Raw genomic sequence first — 18,858 nt, 5'->3', positions numbered from 1 at the left:
CTTGCTGTCACGCCCGGAGGATTCATGACCCCGCCACCCGCCTCACCCGATCCGTACGGCGCACTGCACCACGCGTCGTACGAAGGTGAAGGCGACCAGCCGCTGGTCCGTCCGTACGCCATGACCGGCGGCCGGACCCGGCCGCGCTACCAGCTCGCCATAGAGGCCCTGGTCTCCACCACGGCCGACCCGGCGCATCTGGCGACGCTGCTCCCGGAGCACCAGCGGATCTGCCACCTCTGCCGTGAGGTCAAGTCGGTGGCCGAGGTGTCGGCGCTGCTGTCGATGCCGCTCGGTGTGGCCCGGATTCTCGTCGCGGACCTGGCGGAAGCCGGCATGGTGGCCATCCACCAGCCGGGCAACGGAGAGGCCGGCGGCGCGCCGGATGTGACACTGCTCGAAAGGGTGCTCAGTGGACTTCGCAAGCTCTAGCGGCGGTGCGGCCCGGGCCACCACCTCGGCGAAGATCGTGGTGGCGGGCGGTTTCGGCGTGGGTAAGACCACGTTCGTCGGTGCCGTTTCGGAGATCAACCCGCTGCGCACGGAAGCCGTGATGACGTCCGCGTCCGCGGGCATCGACGATCTGACGCACACCGGCGGCAAGACCACCACGACGGTGGCCATGGACTTCGGCCGTATCACCCTGGACCAGGACCTGATCCTGTACCTCTTCGGTACCCCCGGTCAGGACCGGTTCTGGTTCATGTGGGACGACCTGGTCCGCGGCGCGATCGGCGCCGTCGTCCTGGTGGACACCCGGCGTCTCGCCGACTGCTTCCCGGCCGTCGACTACTTCGAGAACAGCGGCCTGCCCTTCGTCATCGCCCTCAACGGCTTCGACGGACACCAGCCGTACACACCGGACGAGGTGCGCGAGGCCCTGCAGATCGGCCCCGACACCCCGATCATCACAACGGATGCCCGCCACCGCGCGGATGCCAAGAGCGGTCTGATCACGCTCGTGGAGCACGCGCTGATGGCCCGGCTGAAGTAGCCGAGAGCTCGCCGCAAGTCGGTATGGGCATACGGCAGTTGCCGTAGTCACACGGGGGTGGACTGTGTCCTTTGACACGATCCACCCCCGTGTTCATAACGTTTCGACAGAGAATTGCCCCGGCTTCGACACCCGATGCGTTCGGCCGGTATCACTGTGCTCACATGAGCCCCGCCTTTTGACGGGGCTCGCTCTTTATGCCCGTTTTATCTGCGGCTTGGACCACTCGGAATGGCTCATTCCGAGTGTTTGGAACGCGGCCGGTCCCCGTGCTGCAATTCGACGAAACTCCCGAGTAGTACGGCCCTGAACAAAAAACGGCACAGCGTAGGTGCCGACGCCGAGAGGTTGTTGGTCGAGTGAGGCGTAGCAACAAGGGCTCCGCAGTTCAGTCGGAGCGGGGCAATTTCACCCCGCCGCCGCGCACCGCGGCGTCACCCGCCGATGTGTCCGCACAGGCACCGGCCGGTGGCAGCACCAGCCGGCTGTCCCCCCGCAACTGGCGGGTGCCCACCCGGCTGAACGCGATCCTCCTGATCCCTGTACTGGTCGGCCTCGTCATGGGCGGCTTCCAGGTGAAGGGGTCGATCGACACGTGGAATGAGGCCCAGGACGCCGAGAAGACCGCGCTGATCGTCCGCGCGGCCTCGGAGTACGGGCAGGCACTGCTCAACGAGCGTGACCTCTCCGCGCAGTCCCTGTTGTCGAACAAGCGTGACGCCGCGATCGTCTCCCAGGTGCGTGCCACCACCGACGCCGCCGCCGCCAAGTTCGACGACGCCGTGCAGGACATGCCGAAGAAGCAGGGCCTGGAGCGCCGTCTCCAGCTGTTCAAGCAGGAGGAGCCCAAGCTCCCCGATCTGCGCAAGGCCGCCTACGCCGAGGCCATGGACCCGGTGAAGACGGAAGAGGGCTACGTCAAGGTTCAGCACTCCCTGATGGAGTTCTGCAACGAGCTCGGCCTCGGCACCGGCAACATCACCAGCTACGGCCGTACGGTCTACGCGCTCGAGCTGGCCAAGGCAGCAGAATCGCTTCAGCGCTCCATCGGTATGCACCTGCTGGTGCGCCCGAGCCAGGAGGGCCCCAAGTTCGACGCCCAGGTCAAGGCGTTCGGCTCGTACAACTACCTGGAGCAGATCGCCCTCGGCGAGTACGTCTCCGGTGGCACGGAGGCCGACTCCGCGCGGCTGAAGCAGGTCATGGCCGCCAAGGCGGCCGAGGGTGCGAAGAAGCTGAAGACCGCCAAGGCGCAGGCCGACGCGGCCGGTGTGCCGTTCGTCGCGCCGCCCAGCATCGACGGGTCGGTCTTCGACGGGATGGCCCAGCAGATCGGCCAGGGCAAGTCGCCCGAGAAGCTGGCCGCCAAGGGCATCACGCCCGAGACCTGGATGGCCGCCGCGACCGCCAAGTTCGACGGCTACACCACGGTCGAGGAGGAGCTCGTCGACAAGGCGGTGACCGAGGCCGCGGACATCTCGTCCAGCGCCAAGACCGACGCCATCGTCAATGCCGCGATCGTGCTGGTCGCCCTGCTGGCCGCGTTCGTCCTGGCCGGGCTCATGGCCCGCCAGATGAGCCGCTCGATGCGCCAGCTGCGCACCGCCGCCTTCGGGATCGCCGAGCAGCGGCTGCCGATGCTGGTCGACCAGCTGTCGCGGACCGAGCCCGGCCGGGTCGACACCCGGGTCCAGCCGATTCCGATCACCAGCCAGGACGAGATCGGCGAGGTCGCCCGCGCCTTCGACCAGGTGCACCGCGAGGCGGTGCGGCTCGCGGCCGAGCAGGCCATGCTGCGAGGCAACGTCAACGCGATCTTCACCAACCTGTCGCGCCGCAACCAGTCGCTGATCGAGGGCCAGTTGACCCTCATCACCGACCTGGAGAACAACGAGGCCGACCCGGACCAGCTGGAGAGCCTCTTCCGGCTCGACCACCTGGCCACCCGTATGCGCCGCAACGGCGAGAACCTCCTCGTTCTCGCCGGCGAGGAGCCGGGCCGCCGCTGGAACCAGCCGGTTCCGCTGGTCGACGTCCTGCGGGCCGCCTCCTCCGAGGTGGAGTCGTACGAGCGCATCGAGCTCTCCGGTGTCCCGGAGACCGAGATCCACGGTCAGGCCGTCACCGACCTCGTGCACCTGCTTGCCGAGCTGCTGGAGAACGCCACCACGTTCTCCTCGCCGCAGACCAAGGTCCGTGTCACCGCGACCCGGCTGCCGGACAGCCGCGTGATGGTCGAGATCCACGACAAGGGCATCGGCCTCACCGCCGAGGACTTCGCGGACATCAACCACAAGCTGGCCAACCCGCCGATCGTGGACGCCGCGGTCTCCCAGCGGATGGGGCTCTTCGTGGTCGGCCGGCTCGCCGACCGGCACGGCATCCGGGTCCAGCTGCGTCCCTCGGGCGAACAGGCCGGAACCACCTCGCTGGTCATGCTGCCGGACGCGATCACCCACGGCGGCGGGGGCGAGGGCCTCGGCTCCGTCGGCCCTCAGGACGACTTCACCGTCTCCTCGATCATCCCGCAGCAGGCGTCGTTCGAGCCGGAGCCGCAGCAGCCCCGGCTGCGCACGGCGGCCGAGCTCGGCTTCGACGACTCGCGGTACGAGCAGCCGGCCGACGCCGCGCAGCTGGACCCGGTGGGCCGCTCGCTCATGCGTGAGGAGCGCCGGGCGGCGCTGGAGGCCCAGACGGGCGGAGAGCGCCCGCAGTTCGCGGACGCCCCGTTCGCGGACACCGCGTACGCACAGGACGCGTACGCACAGGACGCGTACGCACAGGAGCCGCAGCAGGGTCAGGAGCAGTACGCACAGACCGCGTACGACAGTTCCTACGACCCGTACCGCGGCGACACCGGCTATCCGGAGCACTCCGACTACGCACCGCAGAACGGCTATCCGGAGGCGACATATGCCACCCCGGAGAGCGCCCAGCAGGGTTACGACGAAGAGTTCGCAGCCCAGCCCCACCAGGAAGAGTGGGCAGATCAGGGCACGTACCAGGACGCGTACGAGTCCACACCGCAGGCTGAACCGGAATCTGTCCCCAGCGCTCCCGCGGAGCCGCAGGAGCGCGTAGGCTTCGACCGTCCGGGCCCCACCCCGAACGCCGGCCACGAGCTGACCGATGCCGGTCTGCCGCGCCGGGGCGGTCAGCAGCACTGGCAGCCCACCGGCCGCGGAAACGAGCAGCCCGTCTCAGCCGAGCAGCAGCCGCCGCAGCAGCAGGAGTTGCCGCAGCGGCCGTCGCCCGCGCAGCAGGACGGGAACGGCTCCGACGACTGGCGCTCGAAGAACGACGAGCGCTGGGAGCGGGCCGAGAAGCTCCGGGAGCCGAAGGCGGGCGGGGTCACCCCGTCCGGACTTCCCCGGCGAGTGCCCAAGGCCAATCTGGTCGAGGGCACGGCGGAGCAGACCCAGCAGGGTGGCCCTCAGGTCTCCCGCGCCCCTGAGGACGTCCGGGGCAGGTTGAGCAACCTGCGCCGGGGCATTCAGCGGGGACGTAACGCTGGTTCGGACGCAAGTAATACCTACAACCAGGAGCGTTAGTGTGAGCCCGATGAGCCAGGCGGCGCAGAATCTCAACTGGTTGATCACCAACTTCGTGGACAACACCCCCGGGGTGTCGCACACGGTGGTGGTCTCCGCCGACGGACTCCTGCTGGCCATGTCCGAGGGATTCCCGCGCGACCGTGCCGACCAGCTGGCGGCCGTTGCCTCCGGTCTGACCTCGCTGACCGCGGGCGCCTCGCGGATCTTCGAGGGCGGCGCCGTGAACCAGACCGTTGTGGAGATGGAGCGCGGATTCCTCTTCATCATGTCCATCTCTGACGGATCTTCGCTCGCAGTTCTTGCACATCCGGACGCCGATATCGGTCTGGTTGGGTATGAGATGGCACTTCTGGTCGACCGTGCGGGCAGTGTCCTCACACCCGACCTCCGCGCCGAACTGCAGGGAAGTCTTCTTAACTAATAGACAGACGGTGCGTTTCGCGCCACCGCGCCATAGGGTGCGTTGGCGCGGCCCCACTGGGACCCGGACCGGCAGTCGGAGGAGGAAACGTGGCAACACCCCCAAGCGGACACCAGTACGACGGTGGTCAGCAGGTACCGGGTGAGCACGGGGACAACCGTTTCAACTTCCCCTCCACGCCCAGCAGACAGGGCTCGCAGCAGCCCTATCAGCCGCCTCAGCAGCCGTATCCGCCCCGACGGGCACAGGGCGGCGGGTGGCCGCAGGCCCAGGACGGTGGGTGGCCCCAGCAGCCCCAGCAGCCCCAGCAGCCGCAACACCCTCAGCGGCCGCACCGGTTTGACGCGCCCCAGCAGCCCCGGATTCAGCCGGTGCAGCCGCGGCAGGCCGCCGAGCCCGCCGCGTCGGCGGCGCACAACCCGCTGGTCCGTCCGTACGCCATGACCGGCGGCCGGACCCGACCGCGCTACCAGCTCGCCATTGAGGCGTTGGTCAGTACCACGGCCGATCCGTCCCGGCTGCAAGGGCAGTTGCCCGAGCACCAGCGGATCTGCCGGCTGTGCTTCGAGATCAAGTCGGTTGCCGAGATCTCGGCGCTTCTCTCGATCCCCCTCGGCGTTGCCCGGATCCTCGTAGCCGACCTGGCCGAGGCCGGACTCGTCGCTATCCATCAGCCCGGCGGCGACGAGTCCGCCGGCGGCCAGCCAGATGTGACACTGCTCGAAAGGGTGCTCAGTGGACTTCGCAAGCTCTAGCGGCGGAGCAGCCCGCTCCACTACCTCCGCGAAGATCGTGGTGGCAGGGGGCTTCGGCGTGGGTAAGACCACGTTCGTCGGTGCCGTTTCGGAGATCAACCCGCTGCGCACCGAAGCCGTGATGACGTCCGCGTCCGCGGGCATCGACGATCTGACGCACACCGGGGACAAGACCACCACGACGGTGGCCATGGACTTCGGCCGTATCACCCTGGACCAGGACCTGATCCTGTACCTCTTCGGTACCCCCGGTCAGGACCGGTTCTGGTTCATGTGGGACGACCTGGTCCGCGGCGCGATCGGCGCCGTCGTCCTGGTGGACACCCGGCGTCTCGCCGACTGCTTCCCGGCCGTCGACTACTTCGAGAACAGCGGCCTGCCCTTCGTCATCGCCCTCAACGGCTTCGACGGACACCAGCCGTACACACCGGACGAGGTGCGCGAGGCCCTGCAGATCGGCCCCGACACCCCGATCCTGACCACGGATGCCCGCCACCGCGCGGATGCCAAGAGCGCGCTCATCACCCTGGTCGAGCATGCGCTGATGGCCCGCCTGCGGTAACCTCCGCCAGCCATGCGGAAGGCCCCGCACTCCTTCGGGAGTGCGGGGCCTTCCGCGTCGCGGGGCTTCGGCCACGCCGTGTCCTCGATCGCCGGACGGGCTGAAACGAATCGCCGGACGGGCTTGATTCCAAGCCCGTCCGGCGATCGAGAACAGGGGCTCTCAGCCCTGCCAGGAGTGCGGGGCGCGGAAGCCCGGGGTGCGCTCCAGACGGCGCCAGCCCGCGGAGGTACGGCCCCTGTGGGCCGGGGCGGCGGACGTGGCTGCGGCGCGGGCGAGCAGAACCGCGGTTATGGCGGCCAGCTCCTCGGGGTCGGCAAGACCCCTCTCGACGCGCAGCACGGACTCGGCAGGAACAGCGCTCATGATTGTGTCTCCGTCTTTCGGCAGTATGTGGCGGACTGTGCGGGGTGGTGCGGCAGCCGCGGTTACTGCGGGGGGTTCCCGTGCTTGCGGGACGGCAGATCGGCGTGCTTGGACCGGAGCATCGCGAGCGAGGCGATCAGTACCTCGCGGGTCTCGGCAGGGTCGATGACGTCGTCGACCAGGCCGCGCTCGGCGGCGTAGTACGGATGCATCAGTTCGGACTTGTATTCCTTGACCATGCGGATCCGCATGGCCTCCGGGTCCTCGGCGTCGGCGATCTGCCGACGGAAGATGACGTTGGCGGCACCTTCGGCGCCCATCACGGCGATCTCGTTGGTGGGCCAGGCGTAGGTCAGGTCCGCCCCGATGGACTGGCTGTCCATCACGATGTACGCACCGCCGTAGGCCTTGCGCAGGATCAGCGAGATCCTCGGCACCGTGGCGTTGCAGTACGCGTAGAGCAGCTTCGCACCGTGCCGAATGATTCCACCGTGCTCCTGATCGACGCCGGGCAGGAAGCCGGGTACGTCCAAAAGAGTGATGATGGGAATGTTGAATGCATCACACATCTGAACGAAGCGGGCCGCCTTCTCCGACGCCTCGATGTCCAGGACACCGGCGAGGGACTGCGGCTGGTTGGCCACGATGCCGACGACCTGACCGTCGAGCCGGGCCAGGGCGCAGATGATGTTGCGGGCCCAGCGCTCGTGGATCTCCAGGTAGTCGCCGTCGTCGACGAGCTCCTCGATGACCTTGTGCATGTCGTACGGGCGGTTGCCGTCGGCCGGCACGAGGTCGAGCAGGACGTCGCCGCGCCGGTCGGCCGGGTCGTCGCTCGCCACGGTGGGCGGGTTCTCCCGGTTGTTGGACGGGAGCATCGACAGCAGGTACCGCACCTCGGCGATGCAGGTCTCCTCGTCGTCGTACGCGAAGTGCGCGACGCCCGAGGTCTCGGCGTGCACATCGGCGCCGCCGAGACCGTTCTGCGAGATCTCCTCACCGGTGACCGCCTTCACGACGTCCGGTCCAGTGATGAACATCTGGGAGGTCTCGCGGACCATGAAGACGAAGTCGGTGAGGGCGGGGCTGTAGGCCGCGCCGCCCGCGCACGGGCCGAGCATCACGGAGATCTGCGGGATGACGCCGGAGGCGCGCGTGTTGCGCTGGAAGATGCCGCCGTAGCCGGCGAGCGCGCTGACGCCCTCCTGGATGCGGGCGCCGGCGCCGTCGTTCAGCGAGACCAGCGGGGCGCCCGCCGAGATCGCCATGTCCATGATCTTGTGGATCTTGGTGGCGTGGGCCTCGCCCAGTGCGCCGCCGAAGATCCGGAAGTCGTGTGCGTAGACGAAGACCGTGCGGCCCTCGACCGTGCCCCAGCCGGTGATGACACCGTCGGTGTACGGCTTCTTCTCCTCCAGGCCGAACCCGGTCGCCCGGTGGCGGCGCAGCTGCTCGACCTCCTTGAACGAATCCGGGTCCAGGAGCAGCTCGATGCGCTCACGCGCCGTCAGCTTGCCCTTGGCGTGCTGGGCCTCGGTCGCCCGGTCGCTCGGTCCGCGCCGGGCCTGCTCGCGCAGCGCCAGCAGTTCGGCCACCCGGCCACGGGTGTCACTCGGCTCGCCCGGGGTTTCGTCCACAACGGTCATGTATCGACCCTACGAACCCGACCAAGAAAATCCTGCCGTCGACTCCGTACAGTCTCCTGACCCGTTTCCTGGTGGAGCCGAACAGAACCCCTGCCCCATGCAGGCAAACCACCAGGGGAATGCGGTCCCGCTTTGTGGGGGCTCCACAAAGCGGGACTGTGGTGTACGGCACAAGCCCGTCACTCCGGGCGTGTGGGCCGTTTGTGCGTACCGCACGCAGGAGCGGCGGTCCGGACCCGTCGGCCCAGGGCCTTTCGGGCCGTTCCTCTTTCGGATCGGGCCGGATCAGGGAGCCCGGCGGGATCCGGAGGAAAGGCCCTAGCGGACCTCACAGCGCAGGCTAGCGCCTGCCGTACCCGGTGTGACCCGCAGGACCAGGCAGCGGCCGGTGGCGCGCACCTCGATCCCCGGGTCGGCTGAGACGACCTCGCGCACCGGACGCTCCCACACCACGTCCACGGGCGTCCCGCTCCGGTCGGGTCCGCTCACGCACACCGTCGTCGAGTGACGCCCCTCCCGTACGAGCACGCTCGCCGGGGCCGTGACGGAGAGCGGGCCCGCCGTGCCCGGCTGCCAGAAGTTGGCGGCGGTCAGCCCCAGCGAGCGGACGGCGACACCCTGCCGGTCCGCGGTGTTGGCCAGGACGGTCAGCCACTGCCGGTCCGCCGCGCGGGCGGCGAGCGTGCGGCGGGAGGCGCCCGGCATCAGCAGATAGAGGTACGTGGCGTCGGTGGGGTCGGTGCCGTGGTCGAGCCAGAGGGTCTGCCAGTGGCGGGTCCGCTGCTCGGTGGAACTGGTGGTGTTGATGTCGGACCAGGCTCCGGTCCTGGCCTCCCGCAGCGTCCGCAGGGCGGCGCCGCCGGGCAGCACCCATCCGCCGTGGCCGTCGAGGTGCGCCCAGCGCGGACGGTCCCCGCCGTCGAGGGTGAACGCGGCGGAGGGTTCCGGACCGAGGTTGCGGTTGTCGACGATCGTCTCGACCGGGACCCCGTCGGCGGCGCTGATACCGGCGCCGAGACAGATGATCGTATCGGCGGCGCAGAACCAGGACTTGCGGGCCTGCAGGGTGGATCCCAGGCCCTTGACATGCTGTCCGACGGCGGCGAACTCACCGTCGTGCGTGCCGCCGACCCACTGGACGGCGGGCCGTGGTTCGCCCCATTCGCCACCCGCGCGGTCGGCGAGGCGCTTGGTCGAGACGGTGGTGCCGGGCAGGCGGTACCAGTCGACGGTCGGCCAGAACCAGTCGGTGTACTGGTCGCCTCCCGAACGCCCCTGCCACCAGTAGAGCATCCCGGCCCCGGTGTGCCAGCCGCGCGGGTTCTCCCCGTTGCCGCATTCGTACGAGCTGATCCGCTCCGACGCCATGGAGAGGTTGGCGACCCAGCCGGGGCGGCGGTGCACGGCCCGGTCCATGGCGGTGAAAAGCGTGTGCCCGACGGGTTCGGGGGCGGCGGGGACGGTGTCGGCGGCGACGGCTGCCAGCCGGGACAGATCGGCGACGCCGAACTGCGGCGCAGTGAGGATCGGGGTGACGGTGTCCCGTTCGATCCACCCCTTCACCATGGCGTTCCACCGGTCGCGCTCGGCGGCCGAGGCGCCACCGGCGAGGAGCGCGATGGCGGCGATCAGCCCCTGCCCGTGGAAATGGTCGCTCCGCATGACCTTGCGCTCGTCGCTCTTGAGCAGCCCCCGGCTGATGGCCCGGCCGTTGACGCTGTCCATCATCAGACCGTCGTGGATGAGCGGCGCGTAGGCGTGCTCGACACTGTCGAGGATGATCTGCCGGTTGGGGTCGGTGACGGCCCAGCTGGACCCGGCGAGCAGCGCGAAGAGCCGGCCGAGGCCGTCGAGCATGACCTGCCCGTACGTTCCCGAGTAGGCGACCCAGGTGTGCTGGACGAACGACCCGTCGGCGTAGAGGCCGTCCCCCTTCGTCACGTACGGGAAGACGGGCGAGAGGGCGTCGCGGGCCAGGGCGGTCTTCACGGGGTCGCGGCCGAGGATGCCGCGCAGGGCGACGGAACGGCAGAGGTCGACGCGGTTGGCGCCGGTGGACGTGCCGCTGTAGTCGCCGAGCATGGCGTCGGGGATGAAGTGGTCCACCGCGGCGCAGGCGGCCTGCCGCTGTTCCTCGGTGAGGTGGTCGTGGAGGACGGCGACGATGTCCATGAGGAGGCGTGGGCTGCCGATCTGCCATTCCCACCAGTTGCCGTACCGGGTGGTGGCGGGGTTGTAGATCGTCGCGGCGAGGTGGTCGAGGCCTCGGACGATGTCGGCGAGGAGCGCGGTGTCACCGGTGTGGCCGGTGCCCTGCTGGGCGTACGCCTGGGTCATCGTCCACAGGCGGCTGTAGCTCGCGGTGATGCCGGACGGCGGGTCGAAGGGGCGGTCGGCCCAGAGGGAGGCCGCGGCGGGGGCCATGGTGGCGCGGAACCCCGCGGCAAGTCCACCGGTCTCGGCGAGCCGAGAGGCGTAGGGCTCGGCGGCGGCGTCGTATCCGGTGCCGAGGGCGAGGTCGACCCAGCGCAGCCGGAGGGTGTCGAACTCGTCGGCGGGTGCGGCAGCGTGGGCCTGTCCGGGGAGGGCCAGGCCGAGTGCGGTGGCGGTACTGGTGGCCAGAAAGACACGGCGGGACCAGGCGGGCAGGAGTGACACAGCAAGACCTCCGGAACCTCAGTGGTGTGGACCGGGCGCCCGTCGGTTTAGCACGCGCCCGTGGGAACGGGAAGGGGGCGGGGCCGAGACCGGCCCCGCCCCCCCTCACCGCTCATTGCTCATTGCTCACCGGTCGCCCGGTCAGCTCCCGCAGTGGAACCGTGCGTTGCCCCAGTCCGCGTGGTCGTTTCCGTTGCCGTCGCCGCCGTCCCCGACGACCAGCTCGACGTACTTCGCGCCGGTGACGTCCGCCGTGAGCGACCAGGCGGTGTCGGCCGCCCTCAGCACCGGTGACTTCACCTTCTCCGTGCCGTCGGCCGTGACGCTGAACTGCACGCTGCCCGCGCTCTTCTGGACATCGTCCACGCCGACCTCGGCGGTGAACGAGGTGCACTGGCCGCCCAGGTAGTAGCGGATCTTCGCGGGGGCGTGGCTGCCCAGGCCCTTGGCGTAGACGGTGCCACCGATCGTCAGCGGGGAACCGTCGCCGGCACCCGTCTCACCGTTGGAGATGTCACGCTCGACCGGTCCCCAGCCGTTGCTGGCAGCGGTCCAGTCCAGGTCGCTGGCCCAGCTGTCCGTAGTGGGCGGCGGCGGCAGTGTCCGTACGGACGTCTGCGCGCCGAGGGTCCGCTTCGCGCCGCCGACCGTGTAGGACACCTCGGAACTCAGGTTGTAGGTCTGGTACTTGGCGTCCACCGGCGGAGTGACCCGCCAGCCGGCGGTGGCTTTGGCACCCGCCGCGACCGAGTCGAAGGCGACCGCGCCCACGGGCTCCGCCTTCCAGCCGTCCGGGACGGTGAGGCCCACCGAGACGCCGGTGACCGCCGTCGCCTCATAGTTGGTGAAGCTCGCCTCGACGATGCCTGCGACGCCCGGCTCCAGGGTCTCCGCGGCCGGGTCGACGCTGAGCGTTCCGCAGGCGGCCATCTCACCGGCCGGGGCGGCGCCGAGGTCCGTCACGGTGAACCCGTCGAGGACGAAGTCGGCACCGTCGGGTGCGTCGCCACGCTTGCGCAGCCCGGTCCAGGTGTCACCGCAGCCCGCCGTGACGGTCTCGGAGAAGTGTCCCGTGGTGCGCTGCTGACCGATCGCCGTGGTGCGGGTCTCGACCGAGTCCGGGGTGCCGTCGGCCGTGATCCGGTCGTACCCGTCGACCCACTCGTAGGCGCCGGCGTGGCTGGACTGGTAGTCGTACTCGACCTTGTAGCGGTGGCCGTCGGCCATCGGCACGGTCCAGGGCGCGGTCCGGTAGACGAGCCCGCCGTTCTCCTCGTGGGCCTTGAGGGACTCCTTGCCGCCGATGACGTCGTCGACGAGCTTCCCGTTCCAGCCGGCCTGGGTGTACGGGGCGTGCAGCTGGGAGATGACGGTGCGGGGGTCGGTGGAACCGCCCGCGTCGCCCTTGAGGAAGGGGCCCCAGCCCTGGTCGACGTCCTCGAAGTCCTCGTGGACGACGGTGTTCTTCTTCGTCGCCGGGGCGTTGGCGACGATACGTACGTCATCGGCCCGCACGCTCGCCGTGCTGCCCCCGGCCGCTTCGATACGGAATGTGGTGCGGCCGCTCGCGGGCGCGGTGAAGTTCACCTTGGCGCGCTGGAAGTACGTGCCGTGCCAGTCGGACGCGGCGACGTAGTCCTTGGCCGTGGAGCGGTCCACGACGACGGACTTCCCGCCAGCCGAGAGTGTCGTGTGCCGGGTCTTTCCGGGCTGGACCTCGATGAGCGCGGACGCGGTGTAGCGCTTGCCGGGCGTGAGGCCGGAGATGCGCTGCGAGAGTGCCGCCGTGCCGGTGCCGGAGAGCTTGGCACTGTTGCGGCCCCGGCCGTCGGTGTCGCGGGCGACGGTGCCGGTCTTCGACCAGGCGTCGAGCCTGTCGTCGTTGAAGCCGGGGTCGCCGACCGGGGTGCCCTCGCCCCACTTGGTGTCGGCGGCCTTCGGCGCCTCGTCCGGGTAGAGGACGTACGGCTGTCCGGCCTCTGCCGTCAGCGTGATCCTCCCGCCGGCGGGCTTGACCGTGCCGACCTTGACCCGGCCGTTGTCGGTGAGCTTGTAGACGGTGTACTCCCCCGTGGACGGCACGGCCCAGCTGCTCGTACCACCGGACTTGCTGTAGTGGTAGAGCTTCTTCCCGCCGTCCCACGGAAGCAGGTAGTCGGTGCCGCTCAGCACCTTGCGGCCGTGGTCGTAGAAGGTCCGCTTGCCGTCCTCGACGGTGCCCCGGACATCACCGGTGAAGGTGATGTCGTTGCCGTCCCAGCGGATGATCTTCTGGTGCTGGAGGTACTTGGCCGGCAGGTTGCGCTGCCAGATGTTGTTGTAGAAGGCGTTCCAGTCGGTCTCGCCGGTCCAGCCCTCGAATTCGCTGATGGCGGTCTGGCCGAGGACCGGGTTGTTGTTCCAGACGTCCTTCTCGCTGTTCCGGATGAACCGGATGATCTGCGAGTTGAGCCCCTTGTTGGTGGCGCCACCGTAGTCGAGGTCATTGGCCCAGTGCGACCAGAGCGAGCCGCGCTCGAACTTGTCGGCCCACTCGGTGGCGACGTTCCAGCCCTGCTTCTGCACGGACTGGAGGGTCTTGTCGGCGATCCAGCCGTGCGAGTAGTAGACGTCGATGTAGAGCATGCTGAGGTTGGGATCGGTCTCGTTGCGCAGTTGCTGGAAGCGGCGGGCCAGGTTGCCGCTGTTGATGTCGCTCCGCTGGTCGATGTAGTAGCTCTGGCCGAGCCAGTTCCAGCCGGGCTTCGTCTTGTCGACGAGCTTCTCGTCGAAGGCGTTGGCCTCCGCGTACGCCTCGGTGGCGTTGACGTGGACGCCGAAGGCGGCGCCCCACTTCTTGCCGTCCTTCAGCAGGGTGTTGAGGTCCTTCAGCCCGCCGGCGCGCTTGTTGTAGTTGCCGCCGTAGTCGGGGTGGGCGGAGTCGTGCCCCTCGGAGGCGTACCCCTTGAGGATCGCCATCTGCCCGAGGCCGTCCGTGGACAGCGAGACCCGCTTGACGTCGTCGAGGGTCCGCAGGAAGGGGTGGGTGGCCTGGCTGGCGAAGTTGAACGGAATGTGGGTGATGACCCGGTCCGCGGTGTCGTCGCCGCCGGGAGCGATCACGCCGATGGTGCGGAACGCGACCGCGCCGTCCTGCCAGTCGACGGTCTTGTCGCCGTTGGCGTCGGGTGTGACGACGACCTTCGCCCAGGGAAGGTCCGCGCCGCTCTCGGGCTCCGGTGCTCCGGCACCGCGGTAGGTCCACTGCCCGGACCAGACGCCGACCCGGACGCTGCCGTCGTCGGCCTTGCGCGCCTGGTGCCAGAACCGGGCGTCGTCGCCGCCGGTGGCACCCGACGGCTTGTCGTACGAAGAGTTGGACTCGACGGCCGCCGCGAGCGAGCCGGTGTTGACGATCGCGTACGAGGCACCGACCGGCGCCTTGTCCGCGGCGGTGTCCGCGGTGACCTTGGCGAAGACGTCGGCGGTCCGCGTGGAGTCCGGGTCGAGCCGGGTGAACGCGGTGGCGGCGCCGGTGTCGGTGGAGCCGACGGAGACCAGGTCGTGGCCGGGGATGTCGATGGTGCCGACCCGGAACGCCTCGGTGTCGCGGACGGCCGTCACCTTGAAGGTGGTGGCGCGCCCGGAGACCGAGAGCGAGGCGTCGATCTCGATGCCGGGCAGATCGGGGAAGGTCAGCGTGTACCGGGCGGTCGTATCGGTGACCTCGGGCGCGGCCTTGAGCTTCACGGCGTGTGCGGTGCCGTTGAGGGTGACCTCGGTGACCGGCTTCGTGGAGCCGGACAGCTGGTTGCCGCTGGCCCGGTCGGTGTACGACAGGACGCGCGGGAAGTCGTCGGCGACAGCGACCGAGAGCTGCGGCGATCCGATGACGGCGGCGTCCGCGGGGACGGCCGTGCCGACTGCGGCGGGTGACAGGGTGGCGGCTGCGGCGGGGAGTGCGGTCCCCACGAGCGCCAGGACGGCGGCTGAGGCGGCGGCTGCAGCGCCCGCCGAAGTGAATCTTCGCGACATGTGCTCTGAGTAGTCCCCGTGTCGGCGCACCGTCAACGACGTACGGCCCCCCGGGGCCCTCCAGTCCAACAACCGCGATGCGTAAGTCCAAGTGGACAGTGCGCAGGCGGGGGCGGGTGCTGCGTTCACTTCCTGACCGCCGCGCCGACATCTGCGCCGGACCGATCCGCCAACCACCGCTCTCTCACGCCGGGTTGTGAAGACTTCTCCTTTTTGAGAGCGCTCTCAGACACAAGTCTTGACGCCTGTCGCAGCCGTCGCAAGAGTGGTGCGCACCGCGGACGCCCCCGGCACCACCTGACCGCACGATCGCCCCGTCCGCGGCCCCCCACACCTCAGGAGTCCCCCCGTGATCTCGCGCAGACTGTTCCTGACGGGCGCCGCCGCCACCGCGACCGCGCTCACCTACCCCACCTGGGGAACCACCCTCGGCCCCCACGCGTCGGCCGCGGCCGCTACCTGCGAACTGGCCCTGGAGAACCGCTCGTTGCCGGGCGCGGTCCACGCCTATGTCACCGGGCACGAGCAGGGCACCGACCGCTGGATACTGCTGCGGGCCGACGGCAGCGTCTACCGCCCCGACTCCCCCGCCACACCGCAGACGCCACTCCCGGTCGATTGCGCCATCCCGCTGAAGGCGGCGGGCGCCGGGTCCGTGATGCTGACGCTTCCTCAGATGTACGGCGCCCGCGTCTATTTCGTACGCGACGACACGCTGGATTTCTTCCTCAACCCCGGTCCCGCCCTGGTCGAGCCGGCGTTCGCGACATCCACCGACGCGAACTACGGGCGCACCTGGTCGTTCTGCGAGTTCACCTTCAACCCGCAGCAGCTGTACGCGAACATCAGCTACGTCGACCTGGTCACCGCGCTCCCGATCGGCCTGACGCTGGAGGGTGACTCGACGCACACGGTCGCACCGCTGCCGAACGGCGCCGTGCAGCGGATCGCCGACGGTCTGACCGCACAGGCGGCGACCGACGGGCAGCCGTGGGACAAGCTGGTGACACGCGGCGCGGACGGAAGCGTGCTGCGGGTGATCTCGCCGCAGAACCTGATGGCGCCGTACTTCGACCGGCCGGACCAGATGCCCTTCCGGGACCTGTTCACCGCGCAGGTCGACCAGGTCTGGGAGAAGTACCGGAGTACGGATCTGCGGATCGATCTCCAGGGCGGGCGGGGCGTACGGACCGGCCGGGTCAGCGGCGACACCCTGACCTTCGACGGCGGCCACACGTTCACCAAGCCGGCATCGAAGGACATCTTCACCTGCAACCATGGACCGTTCATCAACAACCCGGGCGACTCGGACGACAAGAAGGCGCTGCTGGCGCGGCTGGCCGCGGGCTTCAATCGATCGATCATGCTCTCCCACCCGGACCAGCCGAACGGCACGACGGTGGCGGACTACTACCGGGGTGCGGTGACGAACCACTGGTCGCGCGTGGTGCACGCGAACACCCCGATCGGGTACGCGTTCCCGTACGACGACGTCCGTCCCGACGGGCAGCCGGACGTCTCGGGCGCGGCGAACGACGGCAACCCGCGGCGGTTCACGGTGAGCGTGGGGTCCTGAGGTCCCGGCGGAGAACTGCGGGTGCCCCCCGTCCGCTCGCCGGACGGGGGGCACCCTCGCGTACGGGCTCAGCAGCCGCCGCAGTTGTAGTACGTCACGTCCCAGTGGTTGCCCTCGTCCGCGTAGATGTTCCCGGAGGCGGACTTGTACTGGGGGGCGCCGTCACCGCGGAGCCCTATGTAGCTGAAGACACCGTGGACGTAGTTGGTGAGACAGGTGGACTTGCCGAAGTCGAGCTTGTAACCGTTCCAGTGCGAATACGTACCGCTGGCATGCCCGGTCTCGGTGCCGCCGGTGATGTTGAGGGCGCAGCCCGTGGCGCTCTTGAGGGTCTGGGCGCCCTGCGCGGTGGCCTGGTTCAACTGCTCGAACGAGGTACAGGTGGCGTTGTTCCGGTTGGAGCAGCCGCCCGAGGACGACCAGGTGATGCCGGACGCGCGGAACATCGACGTCGCCTGCGCGTGCGTGAGCTTGGTGACGGCGTGCGCCTCGGTGGCGCCGCTGCCGAGGGCGCCGACTCCGGGGGCGAAGAGGGCGCCGAGGACGAGGACGAGGGCGGTCAGGACGGGGCGCAGCGTCATACGGGACACCATGGGGGATTCCTCCTGCTCATGACAACTGGGGCAGGGAGATAGTGCCCGAGTTCTACGCGCGTCCGCCAGAGGGCCTCGCGAGACCGCGAGGTGAACATCGCCCTTCCGGAAACGAATCGGATCCTTGATGTTGAACTTTTAACAAGATGCGTCTACAGTCAATCTCGTTGAAGGTTAAACATCCACTTCGACTACCGCTCGATCACGTCCCCCGAGGAGGAGCCATGGCTCTGTTCAACCGCAAGTCCACCGCCACCCCGTCCACGCCCGCCACCGTCGCCGTGGACCCGGCCCTGACTGCCCTGACCGGCGAGTACACCATCGACCCGGCCCACAGCAGCATCGGCTTCACCGTGCGTCACGCCATGGTCACCAATGTGCGTGGCTCCTTCGGGGACCACGAGGGCAGCCTGACGCTGGACGGCGCAGACCCGAAGAACTCGGCCGCCTCCATCGACATCAAGATCGCCAGCGTCGACACCGGTATCGCCGACCGTGACGGCCACCTGGTCAGCGGCGACTTCTTCGACGCCGAGAAGTTCCCCCTCATGACGTTCCGCTCCACGCAGGCCGAGCAGCTCGGCGGCGACAAGTACCGGATCACCGGCGACCTCACCATCAAGGACGTCACGCGCCCGCTCGCCATCGACCTGGAGTTCAACGGCTCCGCCACCGACGTCTACGGCAACGAGCGCGTCGGCTTCGAGGGCAGCGCGGACATCCTCCGCTCCGACTGGGGCCTGACCTGGAACGCGGCGCTGGAGACCGGCGGCGTGATGGTCAGCGACAAGGTCAAGCTGAACTTCGACATCTCCGCGATCAAGGCCGCTCCGCAGGCCTGATCCCCGGAAGTCCTCCGACCCGAGCGCGCCCGCCCTCCATTCCCCCGCCGGGGAGGAAGGCGGGCGCTCGGCATTTCCTTCCTCGCGACTCTGACGCCGCCCGGGCCGGGACCAATAGGATCCGCGGTATGGCCGAACCGTCCCACCTGCGCGAAACCCGGGCGTCGTACGACACCGTTGCCGTCGACTATGCCGAGCTCGTGCGCCCCGCGTTCGAGGGCGATCTGCTGGGGCGCGCGATGCTGGGCGCATTCGCCGAACTCGTGCGGGCCGCCGGCGGCGGCCCGGTCGCCGATGTGGGATGCGGACCCGGCCACGTGACAGCACATCTTCACTCCCTCGGCCTGCCGGCATTCGGCGTGGAGCTGTCGCCGGGAATGGTCGACGTCGCCCGGCGGGACCACCCCGGCCTGCGGTTCGACGTCGGGACGATGACCGCCCTGGAACTGGCGGACGGCGAACTCGACGGCGTCGTCGCCTGGTACTCGATCATCCACACGCCACCGGAGGTGCTGCCGACGGTGTTCGAGGAGTTCCACCGGGTGCTGGCCCCCGGAGGCCACCTGCTGCTCGGATTCCATGTCGGCGACGAACGACGGCGCAAGGAGAAGGGGTACGGCGGCCACGCCATGACCCTCGACGTCTACCTGTTGCCGCCTGACCGCATCGCCGAGTTGGCGATCCGCGCCGGGCTCGTGGTGCACGCCACACTGGTACGCGAGCTGGAGAGCGGGCGGGCTCCTGGGGCCTGCCTCCTGGTGCGCAAGCCGAGGAATTCGTAACCGCCGATCGGCAACAGCATCGGATTACCGTCCGCCGTCCCGCTCGCAAGGGGACACGGGGAACGACACAGGATTCGCTCCGAAGATGACCCCAT

Annotated in this window: 14 protein-coding genes; 9 read left to right on the top strand and 5 right to left on the bottom strand. The window is 69.2% G+C overall.

The features are described from left to right. Positions 1–24: 24 nt before the first annotated feature. The 6 genes from ACFU8W_RS22120 (at position 25) to ACFU8W_RS22095 (ending at position 6,286) form a co-directional block, all read left to right on the top strand. Positions 25–432, top strand: a complete 408-nt coding sequence (locus ACFU8W_RS22120; protein WP_266981123.1) for a DUF742 domain-containing protein — start codon at positions 25–27, stop codon at positions 430–432. After that, on the top strand, positions 413–994 hold the full coding sequence (locus ACFU8W_RS22115; RefSeq protein WP_072487286.1) for an ATP/GTP-binding protein: 582 nt from the start codon (positions 413–415) through the stop codon (positions 992–994). The genes ACFU8W_RS22120 and ACFU8W_RS22115 overlap by 20 nt, the downstream gene beginning before the upstream one ends. A 359-nt stretch (positions 995–1,353) precedes the next feature. Next, positions 1,354–4,545 carry a nitrate- and nitrite sensing domain-containing protein gene (locus ACFU8W_RS22110; protein ID WP_384039742.1) on the top strand — a complete coding sequence of 1,064 codons (3,192 nt, stop codon included), beginning with the start codon at positions 1,354–1,356 and terminating at the stop codon, positions 4,543–4,545. Positions 4,546–4,555: 10 nt separating this feature from the next. Next, positions 4,556–4,969: a roadblock/LC7 domain-containing protein gene (locus ACFU8W_RS22105; RefSeq protein ID WP_006127847.1), complete on the top strand. Its 414-nt coding sequence runs from the start codon at positions 4,556–4,558 to the stop codon at positions 4,967–4,969. A gap of 89 nt (positions 4,970–5,058) precedes the next feature. After that, entirely contained in the window at positions 5,059–5,724 is a 666-nt protein-coding gene (locus tag ACFU8W_RS22100) for a DUF742 domain-containing protein (RefSeq protein ID WP_384039739.1), read from the top strand. Then, positions 5,705–6,286, top strand: a complete 582-nt coding sequence (locus tag ACFU8W_RS22095; RefSeq protein WP_014048542.1) for an ATP/GTP-binding protein — start codon at positions 5,705–5,707, stop codon at positions 6,284–6,286. The genes ACFU8W_RS22100 and ACFU8W_RS22095 overlap by 20 nt, the downstream gene beginning before the upstream one ends. 162 nt (positions 6,287–6,448) lie before the next feature. Here the strand turns inward: ACFU8W_RS22095 and ACFU8W_RS22090 are convergent, their stop codons facing one another. From ACFU8W_RS22090 to ACFU8W_RS22075, 4 genes are all read right to left on the bottom strand, one after another. Further along, the gene (locus ACFU8W_RS22090) at positions 6,449–6,652 is read right to left on the bottom strand and encodes an acyl-CoA carboxylase subunit epsilon (protein ID WP_384039737.1); all 204 of its coding nucleotides are present in this window, start codon (positions 6,650–6,652) and stop codon (positions 6,449–6,451) included. Positions 6,653–6,714: 62 nt separating this feature from the next. Beyond that, complete coding sequence (locus ACFU8W_RS22085; RefSeq protein WP_384039734.1) at positions 6,715–8,298, bottom strand: acyl-CoA carboxylase subunit beta; 1,584 nt, start codon at positions 8,296–8,298, stop codon at positions 6,715–6,717. Positions 8,299–8,616: 318 nt separating this feature from the next. Then, positions 8,617–10,956, bottom strand: a complete 2,340-nt coding sequence (locus ACFU8W_RS22080) for a polysaccharide lyase 8 family protein (RefSeq protein ID WP_384039731.1) — start codon at positions 10,954–10,956, stop codon at positions 8,617–8,619. 141 nt (positions 10,957–11,097) lie between these two features. Then, the gene (locus ACFU8W_RS22075; protein ID WP_384039727.1) at positions 11,098–14,970 is read right to left on the bottom strand and encodes an endo-alpha-N-acetylgalactosaminidase family protein; all 3,873 of its coding nucleotides are present in this window, start codon (positions 14,968–14,970) and stop codon (positions 11,098–11,100) included. 349 nt (positions 14,971–15,319) lie between these two features. Between ACFU8W_RS22075 and ACFU8W_RS22070 the strand changes: the two genes are divergently transcribed. Continuing rightward, positions 15,320–16,546 (top strand): glycoside hydrolase family 64 protein, encoded by a 1,227-nt coding sequence (locus ACFU8W_RS22070; RefSeq protein ID WP_384039723.1) that lies wholly within the window; start codon positions 15,320–15,322, stop codon positions 16,544–16,546. 68 nt (positions 16,547–16,614) lie between these two features. Here ACFU8W_RS22070 and ACFU8W_RS22065 read toward each other — a convergent pair whose 3' ends face one another. Further along, positions 16,615–17,139 carry a hypothetical protein gene (locus ACFU8W_RS22065; RefSeq protein WP_384039720.1) on the bottom strand — a complete coding sequence of 175 codons (525 nt, stop codon included), beginning with the start codon at positions 17,137–17,139 and terminating at the stop codon, positions 16,615–16,617. A gap of 224 nt (positions 17,140–17,363) precedes the next feature. Here ACFU8W_RS22065 and ACFU8W_RS22060 point away from each other — a divergent pair, with 224 nt between their 5' ends. Beyond that, the gene (locus tag ACFU8W_RS22060) at positions 17,364–17,981 is read left to right on the top strand and encodes a YceI family protein (protein WP_384039717.1); all 618 of its coding nucleotides are present in this window, start codon (positions 17,364–17,366) and stop codon (positions 17,979–17,981) included. Between the two features lie 128 nt (positions 17,982–18,109). Beyond that, a complete protein-coding gene (locus tag ACFU8W_RS22055; protein ID WP_384039714.1) occupies positions 18,110–18,763 on the top strand; it encodes a class I SAM-dependent DNA methyltransferase in 654 nt (217 codons plus the stop codon). Positions 18,764–18,858 lie beyond the last annotated feature (95 nt).

The organism is Streptomyces sp. NPDC057565, assembly GCF_042801455.1.
In the GTDB taxonomy this organism is placed as follows: Bacteria; Actinomycetota; Actinomycetes; order Streptomycetales; family Streptomycetaceae; genus Streptomyces; species Streptomyces yanii.
The sequence above is the reverse complement of the archived record's forward strand: the minus strand, read 5'-3'. Positions and strand labels throughout refer to the sequence as shown.